Here is a 22,902-nt window from a genome sequence, read left to right as displayed (position 1 = left end):
AGAGAGGAAGAGGACTACCGTAAGTTAGGGCGAAGCCGGAATCGTAATCTCCACGATCCGATCCTCGCTGTTCGTCAGCGACGAGACGCGGTATTCCAGCGGAGCGGGAAGTCCGAGCATCGCCACCATGTCATGGAGATCCGATCGGAGCTGCAGCTCATCGCCTTCATATCGAATCTGCATCCGCTCGCTGCCGGCATCGCGGGCCGTCTGGAACCGCTCGGCCAAGGTGGAGGCGTTATGAACGGCGCGTTCGGCCAGGAGCACGTCCGGGCTCCACACCTTCTCCAGCTCGCGGGCGAAGCCGCGGAGCGAGCCGCCCTCCGCCTTCATCCGATCGACCGCCAGCGCATAGGCCCGATCGGCAGGCGGGGCTTGCCCCGCCTCCCAAATATGATCGCTCCGCATCTCTTCATCGGTGCGCAAATAATACGTATACCGGATCTGCTTGCCCCGGTTAGGCAGCGGGTCGTCCCAGGTTGCATCCAGGTGATACCAGGAACCGTCGAGCTGCACGAGATTCCAGGCATGCAAGGTGCCGCCCGCCTCGCCTTCAATAATCTGGCCCGGAATGCCCGCTTCTCTGAGCATGGCATGTACCAGCAGCGCGTAGCCTTGGCACACCGTCTCCCCTTCGGTCAGCGCTTCGTATGCCGTGAACTTGGTCATTCCCTCGTCATAGGAGACATGGCTAACGACATAGTCGTGTATCGCTTTCACCTTCTGATGCGGCGAATCATCCGGAGCCGTAATCTCCTGCACAATTTCGCTAGCCCGGTTCAAGACGAACTGCGTTTGTTCCCGCGTTTCTCTATATTCCACATATACGGTGACGAGCGCATAATCGGCGCTCCCTTTCCATTGGAACGAATACTTGCTTACATTGTACCTGATAAATGGATCGGAATGAAGCGCGGCGGACAAAGCTTCCGTCACCAGCGCCGTCAGCGTATCGGTGCTGCCTTCATAACGGAATGAGGAAATGCCCTCCCGCTCCGTGAACCGTTCCTCGAACCATTGCGTCATCGCCGCGGCGTCATTCAGCGTGACTTCGAAGGGGCGGGCTTCCACCGTCGGCCACAGGGCCAGTCCAGCCACAACGCTGATAATGAAGCAGCCCAGGAGCAGCATACGCAATACGGAGAACGGGGAGCGCCGGCTTGGCCGCTTCCGGATGGCTGTTCCCTCGCCGTCTCCCCCGCCTTCTCGGACGTCTGCATCATACAATCCGCAACCCACCTTTCCATCCGGCGGTGTTGTCCGCCTTTGGTGGTACGTATCGTAACATACGGATTTTGCAGATGCTGTCTAGTTATGGGATACGCTTCGCCGTCCCCGTCCTCTGACGATTCTTTTCCCCTCGACAGTGTCCACCAGCAACAGTGCGGGTTCAGGCTTGTTCCACCTGGATATCCCCTTACCTCCTTCTTGGAAAAAGACGAGCCGTAGCGAATCGATGCGGCATTTGCCTATAAAAAAATACGCAGCCGGCCGAAAAAACCGGTTGCGCATCATCGGATTCAAGTCAATAACGTCTGCCGGGCCGCCGACGCTTGCTCCGGATAACAACAAGGCATCTCGGCCGACAGCCCAAGGTGCCAGCGGAAGAACGGGAGCACCTCCTGCCAGAAGCGGGGATCCTGCTCCGAGCAGCTATGCCCCGGACTGTCGACGAAGACGTGCTGCTGCGGATACGCCAGCCGGGCCAGAATCCCTTCCAGCTCCCCGGCCGGGATGAAGCCGTCCCCCCGGGAGTGCACCATCAACACAGGCACCCGGCCTTCCGCTCGGGCCTCGTTGTCAGAGAGCGAGCGGGCCAGATCGAGCTCTTCATAGACCGAGACGGGAATCCGGGAGCGGTACAGCCAGATGCGCGGAATCACCGTGGCGATCGGAAAAGACGGCAGCCGCCGGCGGCGCAGCTCTGCAGCGACCAGGGTCAACGGGCGCGCAGGCATCGAATCCGTCACCAGCGCCTGCACGTCGAGTCCGCAATCGAGCGCCATGACGGCGCCGAAGCCGCCCAAGGAGTGGCCGAGCACCCCGATACGCTCCGGCTCGACGTCGGAACGGGTGCGCACATATCGAACCGCGGCGAGCAGGTCATCGCGGAACAGGAGCGGCGAAGGGGCCTTGACCGCCCCGCTGTCTCCATGGCTGCTGACATCGTACAGCAGCAGATTGAAGCCGGCATCGGCCAGCGGATACGCATAGCGAAGCACGCGCTCCCGGTTCGAGCCCCATCCGTGGCAAATGATAATGACCGGAGCGCGCTTCGCCGGAGTGTTCCCCTTGCCCCAGACGAACCAGCCCTGCAACTCGGCGCATCCGTCGAAGGAGATGCGCTCGAACGGGCGCTCCGGCTCCTTCCGCACCGGCAATTGCCGTGGGGACTGGCTCTTCACCGCCAGCGTCCAGGTCCCTCCGGCGAGGCAGCCCAGCGCGGCCATCGCCCCCATGCTGTAGGACCACAGATCAGTCAGCTCTGTCATATTTGTATCGCCTCACTTTCCGGTTCATCCATCCCATCGATGCCGCAAGCCGCTGTTGCATGACCGGCATGCCTTGGGGAGCGGCGATGCGCAGGATCACTTGCGGAATAATTGCTAGTATCGGCAGCCGCCATACGGGCTATCCTTTCCGCGATCAATTTGCTTTTATTGTATACCATATGTCCAAACTTTCCTAGATTTACGGCTCAAGATGCGATAAAAGCAAGCTGTCAACGGGAGCAACCGCTGCCTTCCGGGAACAATCCGATCGCTGAGGCTTCGTTTCCACGAACTTCTATATCCTAATTTTTGCCGTAACTGTTCAAAAATTGCGAAAGCAAACCGATAACTTCAGTATAGCGGCGAGATGCCCGTGCTGCCGGCCAAGCGGCCGCCGCACGCATCTATCCCCTGCAAGGAGAAAGGAAGGATTGAATATGAATGTATCTGCGGTATCTGCAGGCGGTCTAGTGAGCTCTGGCAGCGGGGCGGCCAGCGGCATCGACCGGCAGATTGAAAGGCTGAACAAACGAAAGGCTGTCATTGCGGAGAAAATGTTGGCCGTCGCCACCGGCGACGACGAGCAAAAGGTGAAAGACGAAAAAATAAAGGCGCTCAAGATGGAGATGCAGGTCATTGACATGCAAATTCAGCAGCTATTGAAGAAAAAAATGGAGATGGAAAAGAACAAACAAGATCCGTCCAAATCGAACACGGGGGATATCGGGCCTTCGATCAGCGACTTGATTCAACCCGACGAGAAGCCGCAAGGCAACTCTGTTTTTATTGATATGAAGCTGTAGCCCGGGACGGGATTATCCCCGCCCGGCAACCCTTGCTCCTTCCGCCCGCTCCGGCATACGGTTGGCGGTTCAATCCGCCGCCCCGTGCCGGAGCGGCCCTCCGAAGGGGCGGTCTCTCCCCGCTGCATCCTCATCGCCCTGTGCGGACTCGGCTTCCCATTCCAGCGCCGTCTCCCTGGAATCTGCGAACCTTAACGGTTCTCCCGTCTGCTTCGCTATCCCAATGTTCTGGCCAGCCGAACGAAGCGGGCTGCATGCTCAGCCAGCGCGTCGTAATGGCCGGAACGGATGTCCTCGCTCCGGATGAGCTTCGATCCGAGCCCGAACGCGGAGGCGCCGGCCTCGGCATAAGCTTCCATCGTCGACAGATCGACGCCGCCTGTCGCCATGATCGGAATATGGGCCAGCGGGCCGCGAATCTCCCGGATATAATTGGGCCCCAGTGTGCCGAGCGGGAACAGCTTGACCGCCTTGGCCCCGGCATTCCACGCCCGCACGATCTCGGTCGGGGTCAGCACTCCCGGCCAGACATCGATGCCGCGCGCGGCGGCATAATCGATGACGGCCTCGTCCAGATTGGGCGAGATGAGGAACTCCGCTCCCGCCGCCAAGGCCGTTCGGGCCATATCGGCATCCAGCACCGTGCCAGCCCCGATGAAGGCGCGGCCCTCGAACCGGGCACGCCATCGGCGGATGATATCCGGAGCGCCCTCGGTGTTCATCGTGACCTCCATGAACCGTATCCCGCCGGATACCAGCGCTTCCCCTGCCCGATCGGCCGTGTCTCCGGCATAGCCCCGGAATATGGCGACAATCCGTTCCTGCAGCATGAGTGACGTTACATCTTCCTTGCGGTCCGGATACTCCATCCTCCCGCCCCCTTCCCGGTCTAATTATCGTTCAGCCCGGCACCGCCCGCAGGGCTAGACGCCGCTTCGCGCAGAGACCGGGCTCCGACTCATGTTACCTGCTTCCTTCGCCTGCCTGCCGCATCTTCTCGGCCCGGCTCTTGGCAAAGGCCGCGCTGCCGATGACGCCTCCGTCATCGATTAATTCGCCCTGGCGAATCGTGAGCCGCTCCAGATAACCGTGATAGACCGAGCGGGACAGCGTCTCCCGCACCGGCTTCAGCAGCCGATCGCCGGCCATGGCGCCGCCGCCGCCGATGACGATCACATCCGGGCTCAGCAGCGAGATGGAATACGACAGTCCGGTGCCGAGCACCTGGCCGGTATATTCCATAATCTCGATGGCAAGCGCATCCCCTTCGTCATAGGCTTGCGATACATGGGCCGCGGTCAGCTCTCCCCGCTCGTACGCCCCCCGAAGCAGACTATCGCGTCCTCCCTCCAGCGCTTGCTTCGCTTGGCGCACGATGCCTGTCGCCGAGACCACCGTCTCCAGGCAGCCGGTAAGCCCGCATCCGCACGGGGTCGTCTCGCCCGGGATCGCGACATGGCCGAGCTCTCCCGCCATGAAGCCGCTTCCGTAATAGAGTTCCCCTTGCACGACAGTCGCCGCCGCCAATCCGGTCCCGATGGTGACGCCGTGCACGACGCCCGCCCCCCGGCCGGCTCCGCTCATCGCTTCGCCATAGACGTACATGCGGACATCGTTGTCGATGAAGACCGGTACGCCCACCTTGGCGCTAAGCCGCCCGGAGACGTCTACATTATGCCATTTCAGATTGGAGGCAAAAATGCTCACGCCGCGCTCCGGATCGATGAACCCCGGAATTCCCGCGCCGACAGCCAGGAGACGGCTGCGATCCGCCTCGAACTGAACGAACAGTTCGTCAATCATATTGGCGATCTTGTCCATCACATGATCGACGCCGAGCGCCGCTTCCGTAGGCTGCTTCAGCTTTCCAACCATTTCATACCGCTCATTCACCAGGCCGCATACGATATTCGTGCCGCCGACATCGATCCCTACCATATAGTGCATGCTGGTTTCCTGCCCTTCCCTCTAGTCGATAGCTATGTTTGATTCGTATTATAGCACGAGAGGGACCGATCTTTTGCGTGAAAAAATCACCGAATTACACATTTCCCGCAAACGAAGAGAAGAGATTCTAACCGGCGTCTCACGGTTCGAAGGCGCAAAACGGTCTCTGCGGCTGGGTTCAGCAGCGGCATCGCAGCATTCTTCTCCTATTTCGCCTCAAAATCGCCTTAATCTTGCAATCATAATGGAAGACGCAGGAACGGCAAATCGTTATAATGATACTGTGATGTATATCACTACATAGGGAAGGCTACATTTGGTTATAGATGTGCAGTACGCAGGAGCAACGCTCAACCATCGGTTCAAGAGGTGATTATTCATGACATATGTCGATATCAGTTCCATAAGCCCGCAGTTGTTCGTGACGGTGCTGTTTTTTCTGCTTATCGTGTGTCCGCTCGTCAGCCTGGGAATCGTCCGTCTCTTTCAGCAGCGTGTGAAGATCGGAATCACATATATTGCATCCGCTATCGTCTCCTACATCGTCTTTCTCATGGCGGCCGAATTCGTTCACAAAACATGGGGATAATGCGCGCTGGGCCACCCGTCCATGCAGTTCGTTCAGAGCATCCTTGCGGATAAGGATGCTTTTTTTGATCCGCTCGTCTCCGCAGCGGGACATGGGAACAGCTTCTCGCAGCGGCAAAAAAGCCCCCGCCGCCATTCCGCCGCCTGTCTGGGCGGAGAATAAACGATGAGGGCTATGCATTGCATCATTCGCTGCCGTCGCTCTCGATTGGCGGAATTTCCAATTCCGGATCGACGGAGTCAGCATCTTCCTTCGGCTGCGCAGGCTTCTTCACTTGCAAGCCCGCCTTTTCGTAGAAATTCGATTTGAGCGTATTGAACTGCGTCGTGTAATCGTTGAACTGCTTCTTCAGTTCTTCGACCTGTCGGTAGGCTTCATTCCGTTCCGCAACCGCCTTATTAATGGACTTCAGCTTCGTATCCTCCGACTTCAACTGCTCGTACAGCGACTGCTCATGTTCAATCCACTTCTCATAGCTCTCGAAAAGCGACTTGAACGTGTCATACCGCTTTACGTAGGCTTGATAGGCTTCTTCCGCCGGCTTCTTCAGCTCCTCTTCCTTCAGATTCGCGATGATGCCGTCCATCTCGCCAATCTGATCGCGCGCCTCGTCCAACTGGGCCTTCATCTGCTCCAGCACCTGCTTGCGCTCGGCGAGCGCCTGATTCGTATTGTCGATCAGGGTCTGCACGTTGCGGTTGTCCTGCTTGCCTTGATTAATAATCGAAATGTATTGCTTCTCATCTTTATCTTCAAGGGTTTTCAGCGAGCTCATCGCGGCCGGCACGTTCACTTCCGTCGATGAAGCCTTCTCGAACCGGTCGAAAATTTGCGTCGTCGGGGAAGCTCCGCATCCCGACATCGCTACGGCGATGGACAATAGCGCCGCCGCTGCCCCCCATATTCTCAATCCTGCCACTCTTCGTACCTCCCTAGTTCCTGTTACAGACGCTTGTCATGGTGAAAATTGCATACAAAGTGAGCGTTCGGATCATAGACCTCGAACTCATACCCTTTGCTCTGGATATACTCGATAATCGACGGCAAGGCTTCCAGCGTCTGCTGGCGATCATGCATCAGGATGACCTCCACGTCCTCCGTCAGTCCTGCCTTGACCTGTTCCAGGATCCGGTTCGGCTGCCCGACATATTGCCAGTCCAGCGAGTCGAGCGTCCAGTCCCACATCTTGAATCCGGCCTGCGCGATATCGCCGCGGAACGATTCCCCGATCTGCGGAGCGCTGCCGTACGGAGCGCGGATAAGCGTCGGCGTCACGCCGGTCAGATCGTTGACGATGCCCTGCGCTTCCTGGAATTCCTTGATGAAATTGTCCGAACTTCCGCTCTTGTACAGCTTATTGTAATCATGCGACATGCTGTGAAGCCCGGGATAATGGCCGTCTTCCACGATCCGCTTGACCGCGTCGGGATAGGTTCTCATATTGTCGCCAAGCATGAAGAACGTTGCCTTGATACCGTTTTTGTCCAGCAGATCCAGCATATCGTTCGAATACTTGCTTGGACCGTCATCGAATGTAAGATAGGCGACCTTGCGGGTCATGCCGTTATACTCCTTCGGCACTTCCTTCTCGACCGCTGCCGAGGCGAAGGCGGCGACTTCCGTGACGACCAGTTCGCTGCCGGTCGCGGACGCCGTTCCGGTTCCTATCAAACTCTTTGCGACCGAGTATGCGCCATAGCAAATGCCCACAACGAGCAGCAATAATACGGTCCGTCCGATCCATCTTTTCTTGCTCTTCCGCTTCCGTGTGCTTCTCGCCATCACATTTCGATTATTCATGCTCTTTCTCCACTTCCTTCTCCTTCTTTCGACACTACTATAATACAAGTCTAGCATTTTGACATTACAGAAACATGACAAAAAGGGAAAATTAGCGGAATTAATATAAACAATGTTGTTACCATTTCATAGAAAAAATATAGTAGGAATCGAGATTCTAGCGGGTAGAAGAACGAGGAAAATAATCTGCTGAAACCGATGGAGCGGGAAAGGAAACATGGCGCGATCCCGGCGAATCCGCCGCTCGCACGAGGCCTTGACGTTTGCCGCATTCAGGTCCTCCCCAACTATTTATATTCGTGAATGCCAAAAAAATGACCCGGGAACGAATCCCGGGTCAATCTTGGTATGCGCCGTTATCTGTCCGCCATCCGCTAGCGATGGACGACATGCTGCGGCGCTCCTGACAGATAAGCGCGAATATTATCAGCGGCAATCGCGAGCAGGCGCTCCCGGGCCGCTTGGGAGGCCCAGGCCATATGGGGCGTGACGATGAGCCGCTGATGGGGGATGAGCAGCGGATGCGATGCCGGCGGCGGCTCCTCCGCGAGCACGTCCAGCAGTACCCCGCAGAGCCGCCCTTCCCGCAGCGCGTCAGCGACCTCCTGCTCATGCAGCAATCCGCCGCGGGATGTATTGATGAGCACCGCCGTCCGCTTCATCTTTGCGATGAAGGCCCGGTTGACCATGCCCCGCGTCTCTTCGGTCAGCGGACAATGCAGCGACACGACATCGGCCTCGGCCAGCAGCTCATCCTGGCTGGCGAACCGAATGCCGGCCTCGTCCTCCGGCACGGTGCGAGTGGATGCGATAACCTTCATCCCGAAGGCCCGGGCCAGCACGGCCACCTTGCGTCCAATCTGCCCGTAGCCGATGATGCCGAACGTCCTGCCGGCCAATTCCGTCTGCGGCGACAGCCAGTAGCTGAAATCCGGCTGGCGGGATCAGCCGCCCCGTTTCACCGAACGGTCATGGGCTTCCACGCGGTGGCACCAGGCCAGCAGCAGGGCAAAGACGAACTGCGCAACATTGTCCGCCCCGTATCCCGGCACGTTCGTAACGGTGATGCCCTGCGATTGCGCCGCGTCGACATCGACGATGTCATAACCGGTGGCCAACACGCCGATATAGCGGAGCGACGGCAGCTTCCGCAGCGTCTCCGCGGACAGCGGCGTCTTGTTCGTCAGCACGATGTCAGCCCCTTGCGCCCGGGCCTCGATCTCTTCCCTGTCCGTGCGCGCATGCGCCTCCACCCGCACCTCGGCCGCAGGCATGCCCGACGCTTCCGCGACCGCCGTTCGCAGCGCGTCCCAACTCAGCTCGCCCGGATTGAGCGCGTGGCCGTCCAATATGACGATCCGCATCGTCTCTCGCCCCCCTTATCCTCTTCGCTCCGCTTCGTTATTCTCCGTCCTGCTTCGCCAGCGCCGCCTTAAGCAGCTCCCCCAGATTGTTGCCGAGCGGCTCCTGCTTCTCGAATTGCTTCACCAGCCGCCGCTCTTCATGCTTCTTGATTCTGCCGCCGCCTTCCTCCAGTTTCTCCGTAATGTTGCATGGAAGACACTGCACAAATTTGCCGGCTTTGCCGATTTTGAATTCCATTTTTTTATGGCATTGCGGGCAGCACCGGTTCGACAGATTTTTCTCCGCCGAGCGCCGGTACTCGCATGACTTGCTGGAGCAGACAAGCCACTTGCCCCGCTTCCCCTTGCGCTCCATCAGCCTCGATCCGCAGTCCGGGCAATGGCTGTTCGTCAGATTATGCGGCTTATACTCCGCCTGGCTCCGCTTCACTTCGCTCACGAGCTGCTCCGTCATCTTGCGAATGTCCGCCATGAAGGCCGACGTATGGGCCGAACCGCGGGCAATCTGCTCCAGCTCGCGCTCCCACTGCGCCGTCAGCTCCGGCGAGCGAAGCTGCTCGGACACGAGCTTGATGAGCTGGCTCCCCTTGCCGGTCGGCTGAAGCGAAGAGCCCTGGCGTTCGATCGTGTCGGAGGAGACCAGCTTCTCGATAATATCCGCCCGGGTCGCCGGCGTGCCGAGCCCGTATTTCTCCATCTGGGTCAGCAGCGTGGCTTCGGTATACCTTGCGGGCGGCTTCGTCCGTCCGCGCCGGGTGAAGACGCGCTTCGCCTGCAGCCGCTGGCCTTGGGCGAGGCTCGGCAGACGCTGTTCGGCCCGGTCCGCTTCATCGGGATCGTCCTCGTCATCCATCTGATCCCAATCGTTCTCATACGCCTTTTTCCAGCCGTTGTCGATGACCGTCTTGCCCTTCGCGTGCAGCAGTTCCCCGCCCATGTCGATCGTGACCGCCACCTGCTCGTAACGAACCGGAGGCAGGAACAAGGCGAGGAAGCGGCGCGCGATCAGATCATAGAGCTTGCGCTCCTCCGGCGAGAGATTGGCCAGCCGCAGCGGCTCATCCGTCGGGATGATCGCGTGGTGATCCGTCACCTTCGCGTCATCGACGATGCGCTTCGTCACATGCAGCTTCCCGCGCAGGAGCGGCTTCGCGATCGCGGCGTACGGGCCGACGGCCATCGCGTCCAGCCGCTCGGGCAGCGTTCCCGTCATATCGGAAGACAGATAGCGGCTGTCCGTGCGCGGATACGTCACCAGTTTGTGCTGCTCATACAAGCGCTGCAGCACATTCGACGTCTGCTTCGCGGAGAAGCCGTAGCGCCGGTTCGCGTCCCGCTGCAGCTCGGTCAAGTCGTAAGCGAGCGGATGCGGCTCGCTCTTCTCCGTCTTCTTCAAGCCGGAGATGACCGCCTCGCGCCCTCTCAACTTCTCGGCCAGCGCCGCGGCCTCTTCCAGCCGGAACAGGCGGGCATCCCCCCCGGGAGCGCGCCATGCGGCCTCGAAGCCGCCGAAGTCGGCGTGAACCGTCTCATATTCCTGCGATTGGAATTCCCGAATCTCCTGCTCGCGCTTCATCAGCATCGCCAGCGTCGGCGTCTGCACCCTGCCGGCGGACAGCGGGGTCTCGAACTTCGTCGTCAGCGCCCGCGTCACATTCAAGCCGATGAGCCAATCGGCCTCGGCGCGGCAGCGGGCCGATTCATACAGCCGATCGAACGCCTTGCCGGGCTTCAATTGGCGGAATCCCTCCCGAATCGCCTTGTCCGTCTGGGAAGAGATCCAGAGACGGTGGAACGGCTTGTTCCACTTCACCATCTGCATAATCCAGCGGGCGAGCAGTTCCCCTTCGCGCGCCGCGTCGGTCGCGATAATGAGATCCTTCAGATCCTGACGCTTGCAGAGCTGCTGGACGGCCTTGAATTGATGGGACGATTCCCGCAGCACCTTCAATTTCATCCGATCGGGAATGATCGGCAGATCTTCGAGACGCCAGGTCTGGTATTTTTTATCGTAATCTTCCGGCTCCGCCAGCCCGACGAGATGGCCAAGCGCCCAAGTGACGACATAATCGGGACCTTCAAAATACGTTTTATGCGAGTTGCGGCATCCGAGCACGCGCGCGAGCTCCCGCGCGACCGAAGGCTTTTCTGCCAGAACGAGTGATTTCATGCGTCCATTCCTTCCTTATCGATACTCTGAACCCATTATAGCATGGCGTTCAACCGCGGCGCCGTTCCTTCCTCAGCCGGCAACGAATGCAGCCCCGAAGGACATTTCCCTCGGGGCCCGCATGGCGATGTATCGTTCCGGCTTAGAGCGAGCGGACGGCTCCTCCGTCGGCCAGCAGCGCCTGGCCCGTCATATAGCTGTTCGCCGGCGAGGCGAGGAACGCGATCAGCGTTCCCATCTCCTCCGGACGGCCGTAGCGGCCGATAGGGATGCGGCGGCGCTGCTCCTCCGCGATCTGGCCCGCCTCCACCTGCCGCGCCTCCGCGGCCAGCTCATCCAACTGGATGACGCGATCGGTCGCGAAGCGGCCCGGACCGACTGTATTGATCAAAATATTGTCCCGTGCCAGCTCCGGGGCCAGCGTCTTGGCGAGACCGAGCACGCCGACCCGCAGCGTGGAGGAAACGACGAGATTCTCGATCGGCTCCTTGTGCGCGGAGGAGGTCACATTGACGATGCGCCCGAACTTCTGGGCGCGCATATAAGGGAGCACGGCGCGAATGGAGCGGATATAGCTGAGCAGCGTAAGCTCGAAGCCGTGCTGCCAGGCCGCGTCGTCAATCTCGTCGAAGGTTCCCGGCGCCGGCCCGCCGCAATTGTTGACCAGAATGTCGATCGTGCCATGCCGCTCCACGGTGACGGCCACGATGCGTTCGATATCTTGCGGGCGGGTAATATCCGCCACGACGGAGAGCGGCCGGCTTCCTGTCCGCGCCTCTATCTGTCCCGCCGCCGCGCGAACGGTCTCTTCCTGGCGCCCGACCAGCGTCACGCGCGCCCCTTCCGCCGCGAGCGCGGTGGCCGCCGCCAACCCCAAGCCTTTGGATGAGGCCAACACGATGGCCGTCTTGTCCTGCAGTTGCAAATCCATAGATACCCGACTCCTCTCCTGTAAAATGCGGCAAGTCTGCCGAACGGCGCGGCAGATTCATCAACATGCCCCTACGATGTTGTTACCGACATTATACCAAATTCAACCACTTCCTTCGCAACCTTCCTCTCGGGTTGTGCTATGATAAGGAAATGGACGACCGTGGCCCGCACCGCCGGTGCGCTATCGCAAGGAGGGATTCGACGACTTGAACGCGTTCACGCTGAAGCTGCTCGCGCTCGCACTCATGCTGCTCGATCATATTCATTTTTATTTCCCGGATTCTCCCGGCTGGTTCCATAGCGTTGGACGGATGGCCGCCCCCGTCTTCTTCTTCTTCGCGGCGGAAGGCTATGCCCATACACGGGACATCCGGCGCTATATGCTTCGCCTGTTCATCTTCGCCCTGGTGATGGCCGGCGGCGGCAAGCTGCTGACGACCGCCATGCCGGGCGGGACGATCGACAACAACATCTTCCTCTCGCTCTTCGCCGCGCTCGTGCTGATGACGGCGTTGGACTGGGCGAGATCGTCAGGCCAGACGTTGGGCGGAATCCTGATCTGCGGCGCCATTATGGGGGCCATGTTCTTCGTCGAATACAGCCTGCTGGCGGTATCGATGACGCTCGTCTTCCATCTGCTTCGGGGCACCAAAGCGATGGTACCGGCGTTTGTCCTCTCTTCCCTCGTCTTCTCGCTCGCCCCGTATGCCCGTGTGCATGGAGAGGAGATGTGGACGGTCCATTACCTGTTCGCGGTCAATCCGCAATGGATGATGATCTTCGCCATCCTGTTGATTCTCGCCTATAACGGAAGACGGGGCCCGGACCAGCCGTGGGCCAAATATTTATTCTATCTGTTTTATCCCCTCCATGTATGGATACTGTATGCCATCAGTTGGCTGGCCGCCGCATAGGACGGCATCATGGCAAGCGGCCGCTAGGGCCTCTTGCGGGGCGGCAGAGCAGACGATATGAGAATATGGTAAAATAGCCCTGCTGCCAAGAGACTGCCGCCTAATACGCCATTGCTGGGAGAATGACCAGCCAACCCCAAGCAGTGATAGCATCTTATTCCTTTCTCAGGTACATAACTTCAAGAGGAGAGTTGACATGAAAAAAAGAGGGTTCATTGGACTCGCGTTCACGATGCTGCTTGCTGCTTGTGCAACCGGAGCGTTGGCCTCCGGCTCGTACAAGCTGATCGCGGACGGGAAGAAAATCGATGCGGATATCCGGGATATCAACGGCACGGTCTATGTGCCATTGCGAACCGTCTCGGAAGCGCTTGGGGCCGACGTGCGCTATGACAAGACAAGCCATACGATCACGCTCCATTCGTCTCCCCGCGCCATGCCGGCGGCGAAGGACGAGGCCGCCGAATCGCGCAAGGCTTCCCGGCAGCATCCGGCTTCGCTGGGCGAGACGGTTGTTTTTGCTGTAGGCACCGGAGCCGCTGAGACGGCGACAGGAAGCATTGCCGTCGAGGAGATTGTGAGAGGGAAGGAAGCATGGGAACAAATCTACGCGACGAACCGCTTCAATAAAGCGCCGCGCAAAGGCTATGAATACTTATTGGCCAAAGTGACCGTCAGCATCGACTCTCATGCCAACCCGGATGCGGCGGTCGACGTCAACGCGTTCGACTTCACCCTGGTCTCATCCGACGGAGCCGATTATCCCGCGGTGGCGGTCGTCACTCCGGATCCTGCGCTCCGGACGAAGATATATGTCGGCGGCACCTATACGGGATGGGCTGCCTTCCAGGTCAGTCAAGACGATGCGGAGCCGCTCATCGCGAACGGACGCAAAGCCGACGGGACGAGCGGACTGTGGTTCAAGACCGTCCCCTAAGAACAGCGCGGCCGCAGCATCCCTGAGTTAGGGAGGCTGCGGCCGTTTGCGTCAAGCCTATGGCAGCTTTTTCAGCTCAATCGCCTCTCTGTCTTCGTCTTCCTTGCCGTCGTCGGTCAGGCCGCGGGTGGAATTGCGGAATTCGCGCAGCGTGTCGCCGAACGCGCGGCCGAGCTGAGGGAGCTTCGCCGGGCCGAAGAGCATCAGCGCCAGCATCAAAATAATGACCAGGCCGGAAATCCCGATATTGTTCAGCATGGAGGGCCACCTCCTTCCTTGAAGATGTGAGGGCTACGGACTGGCAGACGAGGCCTCCAGCCGGCGGGAATAGGCAGCGGACAAAAAAATGCTCAGCTCGAACAGCGCAATCAGCGGGATGGTCACCGACAAATGGGAGACGACATCGGGCGGCGAAATGCACGCCCCGGCAATCGTCAAGCCGAGATAGGCGGGCTTCCGGACGCGGCGCAGCCTGTCCGGCGTGATCAGCTCCAGACGGGTCAGGAACAGGACCACGACCGGCATCTCGAACGCGATGCCGAGCGGGAAGACGATATTGAACATTAACGTGAAATACCGGTCGATGCCGTACACCTCCGCCGCCCCGATGCTGCGGTTCATCTGCATCAGAAATTCCAGCATCATCGGAAACACCAGGTAATAGCTGAAAGCTACCCCCAACAGGAACATCAGGAAGGAGGCGGGCACATAAGCCAGAGCCGCCCGCGCTTCCTCTTCCGTCAATCCCGGCCGGACGAACGCCCATAGCTGATAAAAGAGGACCGGCAGCGACAGCAGCACGGCGAAGAGCAGAGCGCATTTCATATAAACGAACAGCCCGTCCGTGAATGCGAACACGTTCCATTGAATCCCGAGCCGGGCTGGCCGCGACTTCAGCAGAAGCAGCAGCCGCGGCGATAAGCAGAGCCCGACGCACAGCATCGCAAGGAACCACGATGCGAACACGATCAGCCGTTTGCGGAGCTCCGTCAAATGCAGTATCAGCTCTTCCTGATTATTCATTCGTTCTCGCCCCCTGTCGGACAAGATGAGGACGCGACAGAATCCGCATTTACGCCAGCGGCCCTTCCTGCTTCATATATTTCAGAATGCCTTCTGCCGCGCGATAAGCAAGCGCGCCTACGGTGGCAGTCGGGTTGTACCCGCTGTTATGAGGGAAGGCCGACGCGCCGACGACGAACAGATTATCCACGTCCCACATTTGCATGTAATTATTGACGGCGGAAGTGGACGGATCGCTTCCCATGATGACGCCGCCCGTATTGTGCGTCGATTGGTAAGGCACGATGTTATACGGGGCAAGCTGGCCGTTCGATCCGATCTTGCTCGGCTTCATCTCCTCCATAATCTCCTTGGACTTGGCCGCCATGAACTTGACCATCTCGCGATCCTGATCCTCGAAATCGTAGGTAATCCGGATCTGAGGAAGACCATAGGAGTCCTTGTACGTCGGGTCCAAGTCCAGATAATGATGCCGCCACGGCATATTCGCCCCCTGCGGAGCGATCGACAAGGTCCGGTACGCATAGTGGATCGAGGCTTTTTTGAAATCCTTGCCCCAGGACGGAACGCCTTCCGGCGTCGAATTGTTCGCTATCGGGCGCAGGCCGGTCTGAGACAGGCGAATGCCCGCGCCATGAATGAAGTTGACATCGCTATGATCGAAGTTGTCGCCATTCAGATCGTCCACCTCGATGCCCAGCGCTCCGGCGCCCGCATAGGTGTTGAATTCGCGGTCCTCGTAGAAGCCGACCGCGGCCCCTCCGTTCACCTGATACGCATAGTTGCGGCCGATGACTCCCTGCCCGGTGTCCGGATCGTAAGGCGTCCCCAGATTCGACAGGAGAAGCAGCTTCACGTTATTGAAGACATAGCTGGCCAAAATAACGACATCGGCCGGCTGAATGAACTCCTTGCGCGTCACGGTGTCCACGTAGACGACGCCCGTTGCTTTCTTGCCGCTATGTAAAATCTCGGTCACGTTGGAGTTCGTCCGGATCTCCAGATTCCCTGTCTTCTCGGCGACCGGAATGACCGTCACCACCGGATCGGCCTTGGCTCCGTATTCGCACCCGAACCGCTCGCAGAAGGCGCAGTATTGGCAGGCTGCCCGCGCGATTCCGTCCGGATTCGTATACGCTTGAGACAGATTCGCAGACGGCATCATGTACGGATGATAGCCCAGCTTTTTGGCGGCTTCCTCGAACATCGCAATCGCCGGCGTTTTTTTCATGGGCGGCGTCGGGAACGGGTTGGATCGTTTGCCGACCATCGGATTTTGCTCCTGTTCCCCGGAGATGCCGGCCATTTTCTCGAACTTGTCGAAATAAGGCTCCAGCTCATCGTACGTAATGCCCCAATCCTGAATCGTCATGCCATCCGGAATCTTTTTCTTGCCGTAGCGTTCCACTGTCTTCGTGTAAATCTCGAAATCATACGGCAAAAACCGGAAATATTGGCCGTTCCAATGGATACCGGCGCCGCCCAGCCCTTCTCCCATCAGGAAGGAGCCGTAGCTTCGCATCGGCAGCGCCCGCTGGCTTTGTTTGTTGCGGAACGTGACCGTCTCCTTGGACAAGTCCTGCATCAGTTCATAGCGCTGGGCGTAGCGCAGCTCATCGTGGACCATGAAATAGTCTTCCGTCTTGCGGCTTTTGCCCCGTTCCAGCCCCACCACCTTGATGCCGGCCTTGGTCAGCTCGGAGGCGATGATTCCTCCCGCCCAACCCATGCCGACGATGACGACAGGCACTTTCGGTAACTTCGTTGCCATTGCATCGCTCTCCTTACATGGTTATGAATGTTGAGTCATATGGCTGTGCAAGCTCTGCGGTTCCATCTCAACGAAATCGGGCTTGTCGATAATATTGAAATAACTCATCTGGTTGCCCGGGTAGCGTCTCATTCTCCATCCCATCATGTTTTTGTTCCCGCCGTAGAGCGGATCGGCATAGACGCCTTCGAGCGTCAGCGCGCGCAGCATTTTGAAGAAAGCCCCCGTCGTCTCCCCGTTATCAAGGAGAGCGTCCTTCCCGGACTCGAACGCCTTGAGCACTTCATCCTGCTGACTCTCTTCCAGTTCGGTGAAGGTCTTGCCGTAATGCTTCGTGCTGTGCTTCTCCAACGCGTCCAAACCAAGCGTGAACAGTTCATGATGCTTGATGCTCGGGAAGCCGCCTTGCGTCGGTTCGCCCTTGAAAAACGGCCCTTGCATATATTCGCGGGCATTAATGCCCCACTGGCCTGCAAGCTGGTGATCGATATAATAAGCAACCCCAAGCTCGGCCGCGCCCGGCCCGATATCGTCTGCGGGGAATATCCGTTCCACGGCGGCTTCCGTAAGACGGAACTGCCGTTGATTAAAATACATCAGTGCCTGGTTATGATCCGGAGCCTGCTGCGGCGCCGGCTGATTCGGAGCGGGCTGGGTCCCGGCTCCCGGCCGCACGGAACGATCGATCACCGCTCCTACGACACCACCGACTACGGCCCCGCCAAGCGCCGCCCCGGACACCTTCAGAAATTGGCGTCGGGATTGGTCGCGGGCCTGCCCCTGCTGTCTGTTGTTCTTAGCGCTGCGTTCTTCCGCCACGTTCATCCTCCTTTTTCTTATAGGTTGTTTCCATTTATACAGGTTTCCTTAATGTACGCTTACTATTTCCGTTCACAGGAACAATATGCATATCAGTCACGCCTTGCCGGCCGCCGCCCAACCGGTATGACGGCATGAAAAAAGGAGCGGAGATCACCTGCGTCTCCGCTCCTTTCAACAGCGCTATAACGGCGGCATCCGCTTATTTTTTGGCGGAGAGCCACTCTACCAACGCGCTGATCTCATCCTCGCTCAACACTCCCTCGAACGCATTCATCCCGTTGCCTCCCTTATGGATAATGGCCGAGATTTCTTCAGGGGTTCGAGCCGCCCCAACCTTCTGGAGGTTCGGACCCACTTGTCCTTCCAGATTGGCGCCATGGCAGACCAGGCAGTTCTGCTTATAGAGCGCCGCCGCATCTGCGGTAGCGGCAGGAGGCGTCGTTTCTGCCGGGGCCTGGCCTTGATTCTGCCCTTGATTCGTGCCTGCTTCCTGCTTATTCGAAGAAGCGCATGCGCCCAGTCCGATCACAAGAACCAAAGCAGCAATCATCATGGTCATTTTTTTGAACATAGCTTCATCCACCTCTTATTCATGCCGGGAATACCGTTAGCATGCCCGCTCGTTGTCTGTTCATGTATTAATCGCACCGGCCAATTTATATTGTGCACAATTTAATTGATTACAATTTTTAAACATGTTATAAATAGGGTAGTAAGTTGTGGATAATCAGCCCTGCTTCGCCATCTATGCGGCTTCCCGGGAGTTGACGAAGCTGTACCGGCCGCTCCTGGAGCGGCTGGAGCTCACCTACCCGCAATATATCGCCCTCCTGGCGCTGTGGGAGCACGACGGCATGACCGTGAAGGAATTGGGCCTCCGCTTATATTTGGACTCCGGAACGCTGACGCCGATGCTGAAGCGCATGGAGCAGCAAGGGCTGATTCGCCGGGCCCGCGCCGCAGTGGACGAACGCAAGGTCATCCTCTCGCTGACCGCCAAGGGCCGTTCCTTGAAAAAGGAGGCAGCCTGCATCCCCGCCCAATTGGCGGAGCTGGCCGACAGCGTCCGGCTGGATCCAGCGCGCCTGCTGCATGATATTCGCGAGCTGCTGGAGCATATATCTCAGCTTCCTCCGCAGCGGGCCGAATGACGGTTTGACTTTTGGATAGAATATTCTATAATAATATCAATCATGATACAGCCATCACGCCAATGAAGAGCATCCAACTCGGAGGCGTTCTCGACCGGATATGGGCGGCTTTCTGTGCCCGCCATAGTCTCTAAGTGAACCGGGCCCGCCCGTTATCGCGGAACCAAGGGGATTCTCCGTCGCCTGCGCCTGAGCGGGAACGGGAATCAAGTTGGGTGGCACCGCGAGCTAGCGCTCCTCGTCCCAATCGGATGAGGGGCGCTTTCTGTTTATTTTCGGTAGAGCGAAGGAGATGTGACGTATGCTGGATATCAAATGGATTCGCAGCCACCCGGATTTGGTTCAAAAGGCCGCCCGGGTCAAAGGAATGGAGTTCGACGTGAATGAACTGCTTCAATGGGATGAGGCGAGAAGGGCGAGACTGCAGGAGGCGGATGCGCTCCGCCAAGCCCGCAATGCGGCATCGGCCCGCATCGCGGCCTGTCTGCGCGATGGGCAGCCTGACGAAGCGGAGACGCTGAAGGCGAACGTGCGGGAGATGAACGAGACGCTGGAGCGTCTGGAACGGGAGCTGGGCGAGGCGGAGCGGGAGTACCGCCGCTGCATGCTGCTCGTTCCGAATCTGCCGGCGGCGGATTCGCCGGTCGGCGCTTCGGACGCCGACAATGTCGAGCTGCGGCGCGTCGGCGAGCCGCCCCGCTTCCACTTCGAGCCGCTTGACCATGTCGAGCTCGGCGAACGGCTCGGCCTGCTCGACACGGAGCGGGGGGTGAAGGTCGCTGGCTCGCGGAGCTATTACTTGCGGGAGGCCGGCGTCCTGCTTCATCGGGCGGTGCAGCAGATGGCGCTCGATCTGCTCGCCGACCGCGGCTTCACGCTGCTGGACGTTCCGCTCCTCGTGCGGGAGGAAGCGCTCGTCGGCACCGGCTTCTTCCCGCTCGGCAAGGAGCAGACGTACGCGCTGCCCGAGGACGGCCGCTGGCTCGTCGGCACGTCGGAGGTCAGCCTCGCCGCTTATTACAGCGGCGAGATCGTGGACGTCAGCGAGCCGATTCGGCTGGCCGGGGCCTCGTCCTGCTTCCGCCGCGAGGTTGGCTCGGCCGGCCGGGACGTGCGCGGCCTGTACCGGGTCCACCAGTTCGCCAAGGTGGAGCAGGTCGTCCTGACGCGCAGCGATGCGGCGGAATCGAACCGGATGCTGGAGGAGATGGTCGCCCACGCCGAGGACATCCTTCAGGCCTTGGAACTGCCGTACCGCGTCATGGACGTCTGCACGGGCGACATGTCGCAGAAGACGTATAAGCAGTACGATATCGAGACGTGGATGCCCGGGCGCGCCGCTTACGGCGAGACCCATTCGGCCTCGAATCTGCTCGACTTCCAGGCGCGGCGGCTGCAGATCCGCTACCGGGACGAGGACGGCGCCCTCCAATACTGCCATACTCTCAACAACACGGCCGTCGCCAGCCCGCGCATTCTGATTCCGCTGCTGGAGAACCATCAGCAGCCGGACGGTTCGGTGCGGATCCCGGAAGCGCTGCGTCCTTATATGCGCGGAATGGATCGCATCGAATAAGCGTGCAATGCACAGCGGCTAAGCGCTCAATGCATACGGCTAAGCGCGCAATGCATACGGCTAAGCGCGCAATGCATACGGCTAAGCGCGCAATGCATACGGCTAAGCGCGCAATGCACAGCGGCAGCCCCCGGGAACGGGAGGCTGCCGCTTTTTTTGCTCTGATGTGCTTGGTTGGCTTGGCGTATTGAGGTTGACCCTAGTTTCCGCTCTTGGCCGCTTCCTTGCTCTCGCTGTTGCCAGGGGCCTTGTTAGCGGTTTTGCTGGAGGTTCTGCTGGTGTTTTTGCTGGCGGTTTTGTCACTGCCTTCAGCGGCTGCCGCATCCTTCCGCTTCTCGCCGGCAATGGCCGTCACCGCGTCCGCGGAGGTCCGCAGCGAGCGCTTGACCTCGAAGGTGCCCAGCTCGGCCGCCTTGCCATCCTTGTCGATCTTGCCGTATTTCACCGTGTCCTGAACCGGAAACGTATGCTGAAAATAGATCAGCGCCTCCTCCCCTTCGGGCCGGGTCCCGCTCTCCTCCAGATAGGTGCCTGGATTGGCCGTCGTCCGTCCCTGCCATAAAACCTCCGCCAAGCCGTCCGCATTTACGGCGACATAGCTTTTGACGTCCTTCACCGTATAGTAGTAGCGCAGGGCCTCTCCTTCCGGGAACTCGATCTTGGCCTCGAAGCCTTCGGCCCGATACGGCAGCTCCCGGTTCGGGAAGACGAAGGGGAGCAGCAAGGCTTCCTTCCGCGCCTCTACGAGCTCTCCGGTGCGCAGCACCTCATCCCGGCGCACCCGTTCCGGCGTCCGGATAATCGCCGTGCGCTTGCTGTTGTTCCATTCCACCTCGCCGCCGAGCGCCTCGCTCACGAAGCGGAGCGGCACATACGTGTGGCCGTCAATGATTTTGACCGGGGCCGCCAGCTCCACTTCCTTGCCGTTCACCCAAGCGACCGACTTATCCGCGATCAGCTTCACGGCATTCGTCTTGCCCTTGGAAAAGACCCATACCGTCTTCGAGGCCGCATCCCATTTGTACGTAATCTCTTGCTCGTTCGAGTTGCCGAAGTAACTGTAATCGTCAAAAGCGAACAACGGAACCATGATGTAATTGCGTTCCCATCTCCATTCCGTTAGCTGAAATCCGTTCAGGTACACGTTGGCCTTCCCGTCGGCCGCCGTCTTGCTGGCCGCTTCCGCGTTACCCGGCCCCGACAATAACTGGACTCCCAATCCGATGACCAGACATAATCCGGCAAGCATCCATTTGCGCATCGTTTCCTGCTCCTCTCGCATTCGATGTAGGTCCTGGTCGTGCTTCTATTAAAGGGATTCGCTATTCATTCGACTGAACCCTTCTTCCAGATGCTGCAATCGGCGAAGAATTGAGAAAAATGTCGTGGATCAAAGGGGAATGACGCTTCAGGCCGCGAAAAAACTGCAAAACTGCAGTATTTCTTGGGGTGGAGGTGGCGTACAGAGGGAATCCTGCAAATCTGCATCAATTTTCGGAGGATAACGATGACTCCTTCGTGTAGAGAGGGAAATGATGTACTTTTGCAGGAATTCTCCCGATTTTACGTTGTCACCAGATAAAATCCTGCATATTTGCAGTTCCTCCCCTTGCATGAGGAAAAATAAGCTTTATGCACGATGGTCCGGCTAACCAGCTATGAAACTTAGAGTATTCCTTTGATTGCCATAATAAACTCATATAAAAAATAGCCCGCAAAGCCAAATAAGATGAAGCCGGTGATGATGGATACTCTCTTGATCATCGTTCTGCTCATGGCTTTCCTCGTGACCGCCACAATAGCAAGCAAACCAACATCATGGACGAGGATGCCGGCTAAAATCCCGGCCCCGACAATTAAAAATTTTGCCGGTTGTGTCGTATCATACGAGTCGGAAAGCACCGCTCCGAACACGGAAATCCAAAACACGAGATTGCCGGGCGATACCGCTACGAGCAACCCGTTGCGATAGGAGCTGAAGAAAGATTTGTTCGGTTTATCCCCAGCTAGCGTAATGTCTTGATCCGAGTTTTTGATGGAATCATAGCCTAAAAACGCCAAAAACCCTGCGCCGATAACCCACATCGGGATTTGAATGTAAGGTATGGCAAGCACGGAAGCCAAGCCCATGTATAAGGCGATAATTAAGAAAAGATCGATGGTCATGCCGCCCAAGCCTACAGCCCAACCATGCATAAACCCCTTTTTCAGGCCTTGCTTCGTCATTTCAACGGTCATGGCCCCTACGGGCATCGCAACGGCAAGCCCGGCTAGCAGATACGTGAAAAATAGATTCAATGAATACACTTCTTTCAAATATGATGTCGGTAGTAGATACACTATAAGAATACATGGGATTAAATAATTATGCAAAAATAAGCGTGAAAATTCAATATTTATTATCAGGACTCTATGATTCACGTGTGCTTTTGCAAGAAGAGTCTCTCTGCACGTTTGTTATTTTCATAGATTCGATTGACCGTTCTCGTTCCAACTGCCCTTCCATCGTCCGGCGCGGCCAATTAATCGAGTAGGAGGGGGCGCCTAGCCCCCGACCTCTCACACCACCGTACATACCGTTCGGTATACGGCGGTTCATGTTATATTCCG

The 22,902-nt window shown here is 58.4% G+C and carries 23 protein-coding genes; 6 read left to right on the top strand and 17 right to left on the bottom strand.

Features of this window, described 5'->3' with window-relative positions:
- Nucleotides 1–24: 24 nt before the first annotated feature.
- Both ABD76_RS22990 and ABD76_RS22985 read right to left on the bottom strand, forming a co-directional pair.
- Nucleotides 25–1,227 carry a transglutaminase domain-containing protein gene (locus tag ABD76_RS22990; protein ID WP_197259379.1) on the bottom strand — a complete coding sequence of 401 codons (1,203 nt, stop codon included), beginning with the start codon at nucleotides 1,225–1,227 and terminating at the stop codon, nucleotides 25–27.
- Nucleotides 1,228–1,520: 293 nt separating this feature from the next.
- A complete protein-coding gene (locus ABD76_RS22985; RefSeq protein WP_197259378.1) occupies nucleotides 1,521–2,492 on the bottom strand; it encodes an alpha/beta hydrolase in 972 nt (323 codons plus the stop codon).
- Between the two features lie 437 nt (nucleotides 2,493–2,929).
- On the opposite strand from ABD76_RS22985, the gene ABD76_RS22980 reads away from it, so the two are divergent.
- Nucleotides 2,930–3,295, top strand: coding sequence for a FlxA-like family protein (locus ABD76_RS22980; RefSeq protein WP_197259377.1), 366 nt, complete (start codon nucleotides 2,930–2,932; stop codon nucleotides 3,293–3,295).
- A 215-nt stretch (nucleotides 3,296–3,510) separates the two neighbouring features.
- Here the strand turns inward: ABD76_RS22980 and ABD76_RS22975 are convergent, their stop codons facing one another.
- Both ABD76_RS22975 and ABD76_RS22970 read right to left on the bottom strand, forming a co-directional pair.
- Nucleotides 3,511–4,164 (bottom strand): bifunctional 4-hydroxy-2-oxoglutarate aldolase/2-dehydro-3-deoxy-phosphogluconate aldolase, encoded by a 654-nt coding sequence (locus ABD76_RS22975; protein ID WP_197259376.1) that lies wholly within the window; start codon nucleotides 4,162–4,164, stop codon nucleotides 3,511–3,513.
- A 94-nt stretch (nucleotides 4,165–4,258) separates the two neighbouring features.
- Nucleotides 4,259–5,242 carry an ROK family protein gene (locus ABD76_RS22970; protein WP_197259375.1) on the bottom strand — a complete coding sequence of 328 codons (984 nt, stop codon included), beginning with the start codon at nucleotides 5,240–5,242 and terminating at the stop codon, nucleotides 4,259–4,261.
- 379 nt (nucleotides 5,243–5,621) lie between these two features.
- On the opposite strand from ABD76_RS22970, the gene ABD76_RS22965 reads away from it, so the two are divergent.
- On the top strand, nucleotides 5,622–5,831 hold the full coding sequence (locus ABD76_RS22965; protein WP_197259374.1) for a hypothetical protein: 210 nt from the start codon (nucleotides 5,622–5,624) through the stop codon (nucleotides 5,829–5,831).
- A 184-nt stretch (nucleotides 5,832–6,015) separates the two neighbouring features.
- On the opposite strand, the gene ABD76_RS22960 is transcribed toward ABD76_RS22965, so the two are convergent.
- The 6 genes from ABD76_RS22960 to ABD76_RS22940 all read right to left on the bottom strand — a co-directional run bounded on the left by ABD76_RS22960 (nucleotide 6,016) and on the right by ABD76_RS22940 (nucleotide 12,096).
- Nucleotides 6,016–6,750 carry a YkyA family protein gene (locus tag ABD76_RS22960; protein WP_197259373.1) on the bottom strand — a complete coding sequence of 245 codons (735 nt, stop codon included), beginning with the start codon at nucleotides 6,748–6,750 and terminating at the stop codon, nucleotides 6,016–6,018.
- Nucleotides 6,751–6,773: 23 nt separating this feature from the next.
- The gene (locus ABD76_RS22955) at nucleotides 6,774–7,631 is read right to left on the bottom strand and encodes a polysaccharide deacetylase family protein (RefSeq protein WP_242069747.1); all 858 of its coding nucleotides are present in this window, start codon (nucleotides 7,629–7,631) and stop codon (nucleotides 6,774–6,776) included.
- Nucleotides 7,632–8,005: 374 nt separating this feature from the next.
- The gene (locus tag ABD76_RS30520; RefSeq protein WP_338125181.1) at nucleotides 8,006–8,530 is read right to left on the bottom strand and encodes an NAD(P)-dependent oxidoreductase; all 525 of its coding nucleotides are present in this window, start codon (nucleotides 8,528–8,530) and stop codon (nucleotides 8,006–8,008) included.
- Between the two features lie 45 nt (nucleotides 8,531–8,575).
- Nucleotides 8,576–8,995, bottom strand: a complete 420-nt coding sequence (locus tag ABD76_RS30515) for a Rossmann-fold NAD(P)-binding domain-containing protein (RefSeq protein ID WP_338125180.1) — start codon at nucleotides 8,993–8,995, stop codon at nucleotides 8,576–8,578.
- Nucleotides 8,996–9,032: 37 nt separating this feature from the next.
- The gene (locus ABD76_RS22945; RefSeq protein ID WP_197259372.1) at nucleotides 9,033–11,165 is read right to left on the bottom strand and encodes a DNA topoisomerase III; all 2,133 of its coding nucleotides are present in this window, start codon (nucleotides 11,163–11,165) and stop codon (nucleotides 9,033–9,035) included.
- Between the two features lie 142 nt (nucleotides 11,166–11,307).
- The gene (locus ABD76_RS22940) at nucleotides 11,308–12,096 is read right to left on the bottom strand and encodes an SDR family oxidoreductase (RefSeq protein WP_197259371.1); all 789 of its coding nucleotides are present in this window, start codon (nucleotides 12,094–12,096) and stop codon (nucleotides 11,308–11,310) included.
- 208 nt (nucleotides 12,097–12,304) lie between these two features.
- On the opposite strand from ABD76_RS22940, the gene ABD76_RS22935 reads away from it, so the two are divergent.
- Nucleotides 12,305–13,012: a TraX family protein gene (locus ABD76_RS22935; protein WP_197259370.1), complete on the top strand. Its 708-nt coding sequence runs from the start codon at nucleotides 12,305–12,307 to the stop codon at nucleotides 13,010–13,012.
- Between the two features lie 196 nt (nucleotides 13,013–13,208).
- A complete protein-coding gene (locus ABD76_RS22930) occupies nucleotides 13,209–13,949 on the top strand; it encodes a stalk domain-containing protein (RefSeq protein ID WP_197259369.1) in 741 nt (246 codons plus the stop codon).
- A gap of 57 nt (nucleotides 13,950–14,006) precedes the next feature.
- Here the strand turns inward: ABD76_RS22930 and ABD76_RS22925 are convergent, their stop codons facing one another.
- The 5 genes from ABD76_RS22925 to ABD76_RS22905 form a co-directional block, all read right to left on the bottom strand.
- The gene (locus tag ABD76_RS22925) at nucleotides 14,007–14,207 is read right to left on the bottom strand and encodes a twin-arginine translocase TatA/TatE family subunit (RefSeq protein ID WP_197259368.1); all 201 of its coding nucleotides are present in this window, start codon (nucleotides 14,205–14,207) and stop codon (nucleotides 14,007–14,009) included.
- Between the two features lie 33 nt (nucleotides 14,208–14,240).
- Complete coding sequence (gene tatC / locus ABD76_RS22920) at nucleotides 14,241–14,972, bottom strand: twin-arginine translocase subunit TatC (protein ID WP_197259367.1); 732 nt, start codon at nucleotides 14,970–14,972, stop codon at nucleotides 14,241–14,243.
- A gap of 49 nt (nucleotides 14,973–15,021) precedes the next feature.
- A complete protein-coding gene (locus tag ABD76_RS22915) occupies nucleotides 15,022–16,743 on the bottom strand; it encodes a GMC family oxidoreductase (RefSeq protein ID WP_197259366.1) in 1,722 nt (573 codons plus the stop codon).
- A 21-nt stretch (nucleotides 16,744–16,764) separates the two neighbouring features.
- A complete protein-coding gene (locus tag ABD76_RS22910) occupies nucleotides 16,765–17,568 on the bottom strand; it encodes a gluconate 2-dehydrogenase subunit 3 family protein (protein ID WP_197259365.1) in 804 nt (267 codons plus the stop codon).
- A gap of 196 nt (nucleotides 17,569–17,764) precedes the next feature.
- Nucleotides 17,765–18,136 (bottom strand): c-type cytochrome, encoded by a 372-nt coding sequence (locus ABD76_RS22905; protein ID WP_197259364.1) that lies wholly within the window; start codon nucleotides 18,134–18,136, stop codon nucleotides 17,765–17,767.
- Nucleotides 18,137–18,284: 148 nt separating this feature from the next.
- Here ABD76_RS22905 and ABD76_RS22900 point away from each other — a divergent pair, with 148 nt between their 5' ends.
- Together ABD76_RS22900 and serS are read left to right on the top strand one after the other, a co-directional pair.
- Nucleotides 18,285–18,716 carry a transcriptional regulator, SarA/Rot family gene (locus ABD76_RS22900; RefSeq protein WP_197259363.1) on the top strand — a complete coding sequence of 144 codons (432 nt, stop codon included), beginning with the start codon at nucleotides 18,285–18,287 and terminating at the stop codon, nucleotides 18,714–18,716.
- A gap of 301 nt (nucleotides 18,717–19,017) precedes the next feature.
- Entirely contained in the window at nucleotides 19,018–20,292 is a 1,275-nt protein-coding gene (serS, locus tag ABD76_RS22895; protein ID WP_197259362.1) for a serine--tRNA ligase, read from the top strand.
- A 199-nt stretch (nucleotides 20,293–20,491) separates the two neighbouring features.
- Here serS and ABD76_RS22890 read toward each other — a convergent pair whose 3' ends face one another.
- Together ABD76_RS22890 and ABD76_RS22885 are read right to left on the bottom strand one after the other, a co-directional pair.
- On the bottom strand, nucleotides 20,492–21,553 hold the full coding sequence (locus ABD76_RS22890; RefSeq protein WP_197259361.1) for a copper amine oxidase N-terminal domain-containing protein: 1,062 nt from the start codon (nucleotides 21,551–21,553) through the stop codon (nucleotides 20,492–20,494).
- Nucleotides 21,554–21,957: 404 nt separating this feature from the next.
- Entirely contained in the window at nucleotides 21,958–22,590 is a 633-nt protein-coding gene (locus tag ABD76_RS22885; RefSeq protein WP_197259360.1) for a LysE family translocator, read from the bottom strand.
- Nucleotides 22,591–22,902 lie beyond the last annotated feature (312 nt).

It is taken from the genome of Paenibacillus dendritiformis, assembly GCF_015845845.1.
GTDB lineage: Bacteria > Bacillota > Bacilli > Paenibacillales > Paenibacillaceae > Paenibacillus_B > Paenibacillus_B dendritiformis_C.
Note: the sequence above shows the minus strand (reverse complement) of the source record. Positions and strands in the feature narration are given on the sequence as shown.

Bases quoted from the DNA above. Each gene is read 5' to 3' on its own strand.
- ABD76_RS22985 (WP_197259378.1), bottom strand. From the start codon at position 2,492: ATGACAGAGCTGACTGATCTGTGGTCCTACAGCATGGGGGCGATGGCC.
- ABD76_RS22980 (WP_197259377.1), top strand. From the start codon at position 2,930: ATGAATGTATCTGCGGTATCTGCAGGCGGTCTAGTGAGCTCTGGCAGC.
- ABD76_RS22975 (WP_197259376.1), bottom strand. From the start codon at position 4,164: ATGGAGTATCCGGACCGCAAGGAAGATGTAACGTCACTCATGCTGCAG.
- ABD76_RS22970 (WP_197259375.1), bottom strand. From the start codon at position 5,242: ATGCACTATATGGTAGGGATCGATGTCGGCGGCACGAATATCGTATGC.
- ABD76_RS22965 (WP_197259374.1), top strand. From the start codon at position 5,622: ATGACATATGTCGATATCAGTTCCATAAGCCCGCAGTTGTTCGTGACG.
- ABD76_RS22955 (WP_242069747.1), bottom strand. From the start codon at position 7,631: ATGAATAATCGAAATGTGATGGCGAGAAGCACACGGAAGCGGAAGAGC.
- ABD76_RS30515 (WP_338125180.1), bottom strand. From the start codon at position 8,995: ATGCGGATCGTCATATTGGACGGCCACGCGCTCAATCCGGGCGAGCTG.
- ABD76_RS22945 (WP_197259372.1), bottom strand. From the start codon at position 11,165: ATGAAATCACTCGTTCTGGCAGAAAAGCCTTCGGTCGCGCGGGAGCTC.
- ABD76_RS22940 (WP_197259371.1), bottom strand. From the start codon at position 12,096: ATGGATTTGCAACTGCAGGACAAGACGGCCATCGTGTTGGCCTCATCC.
- ABD76_RS22930 (WP_197259369.1), top strand. From the start codon at position 13,209: ATGAAAAAAAGAGGGTTCATTGGACTCGCGTTCACGATGCTGCTTGCT.
- ABD76_RS22925 (WP_197259368.1), bottom strand. From the start codon at position 14,207: ATGCTGAACAATATCGGGATTTCCGGCCTGGTCATTATTTTGATGCTG.
- tatC (WP_197259367.1), bottom strand. From the start codon at position 14,972: ATGAATAATCAGGAAGAGCTGATACTGCATTTGACGGAGCTCCGCAAA.
- ABD76_RS22915 (WP_197259366.1), bottom strand. From the start codon at position 16,743: ATGGCAACGAAGTTACCGAAAGTGCCTGTCGTCATCGTCGGCATGGGT.
- ABD76_RS22910 (WP_197259365.1), bottom strand. From the start codon at position 17,568: ATGAACGTGGCGGAAGAACGCAGCGCTAAGAACAACAGACAGCAGGGG.
- ABD76_RS22905 (WP_197259364.1), bottom strand. From the start codon at position 18,136: ATGTTCAAAAAAATGACCATGATGATTGCTGCTTTGGTTCTTGTGATC.
- serS (WP_197259362.1), top strand. From the start codon at position 19,018: ATGCTGGATATCAAATGGATTCGCAGCCACCCGGATTTGGTTCAAAAG.
- ABD76_RS22890 (WP_197259361.1), bottom strand. From the start codon at position 21,553: ATGCGCAAATGGATGCTTGCCGGATTATGTCTGGTCATCGGATTGGGA.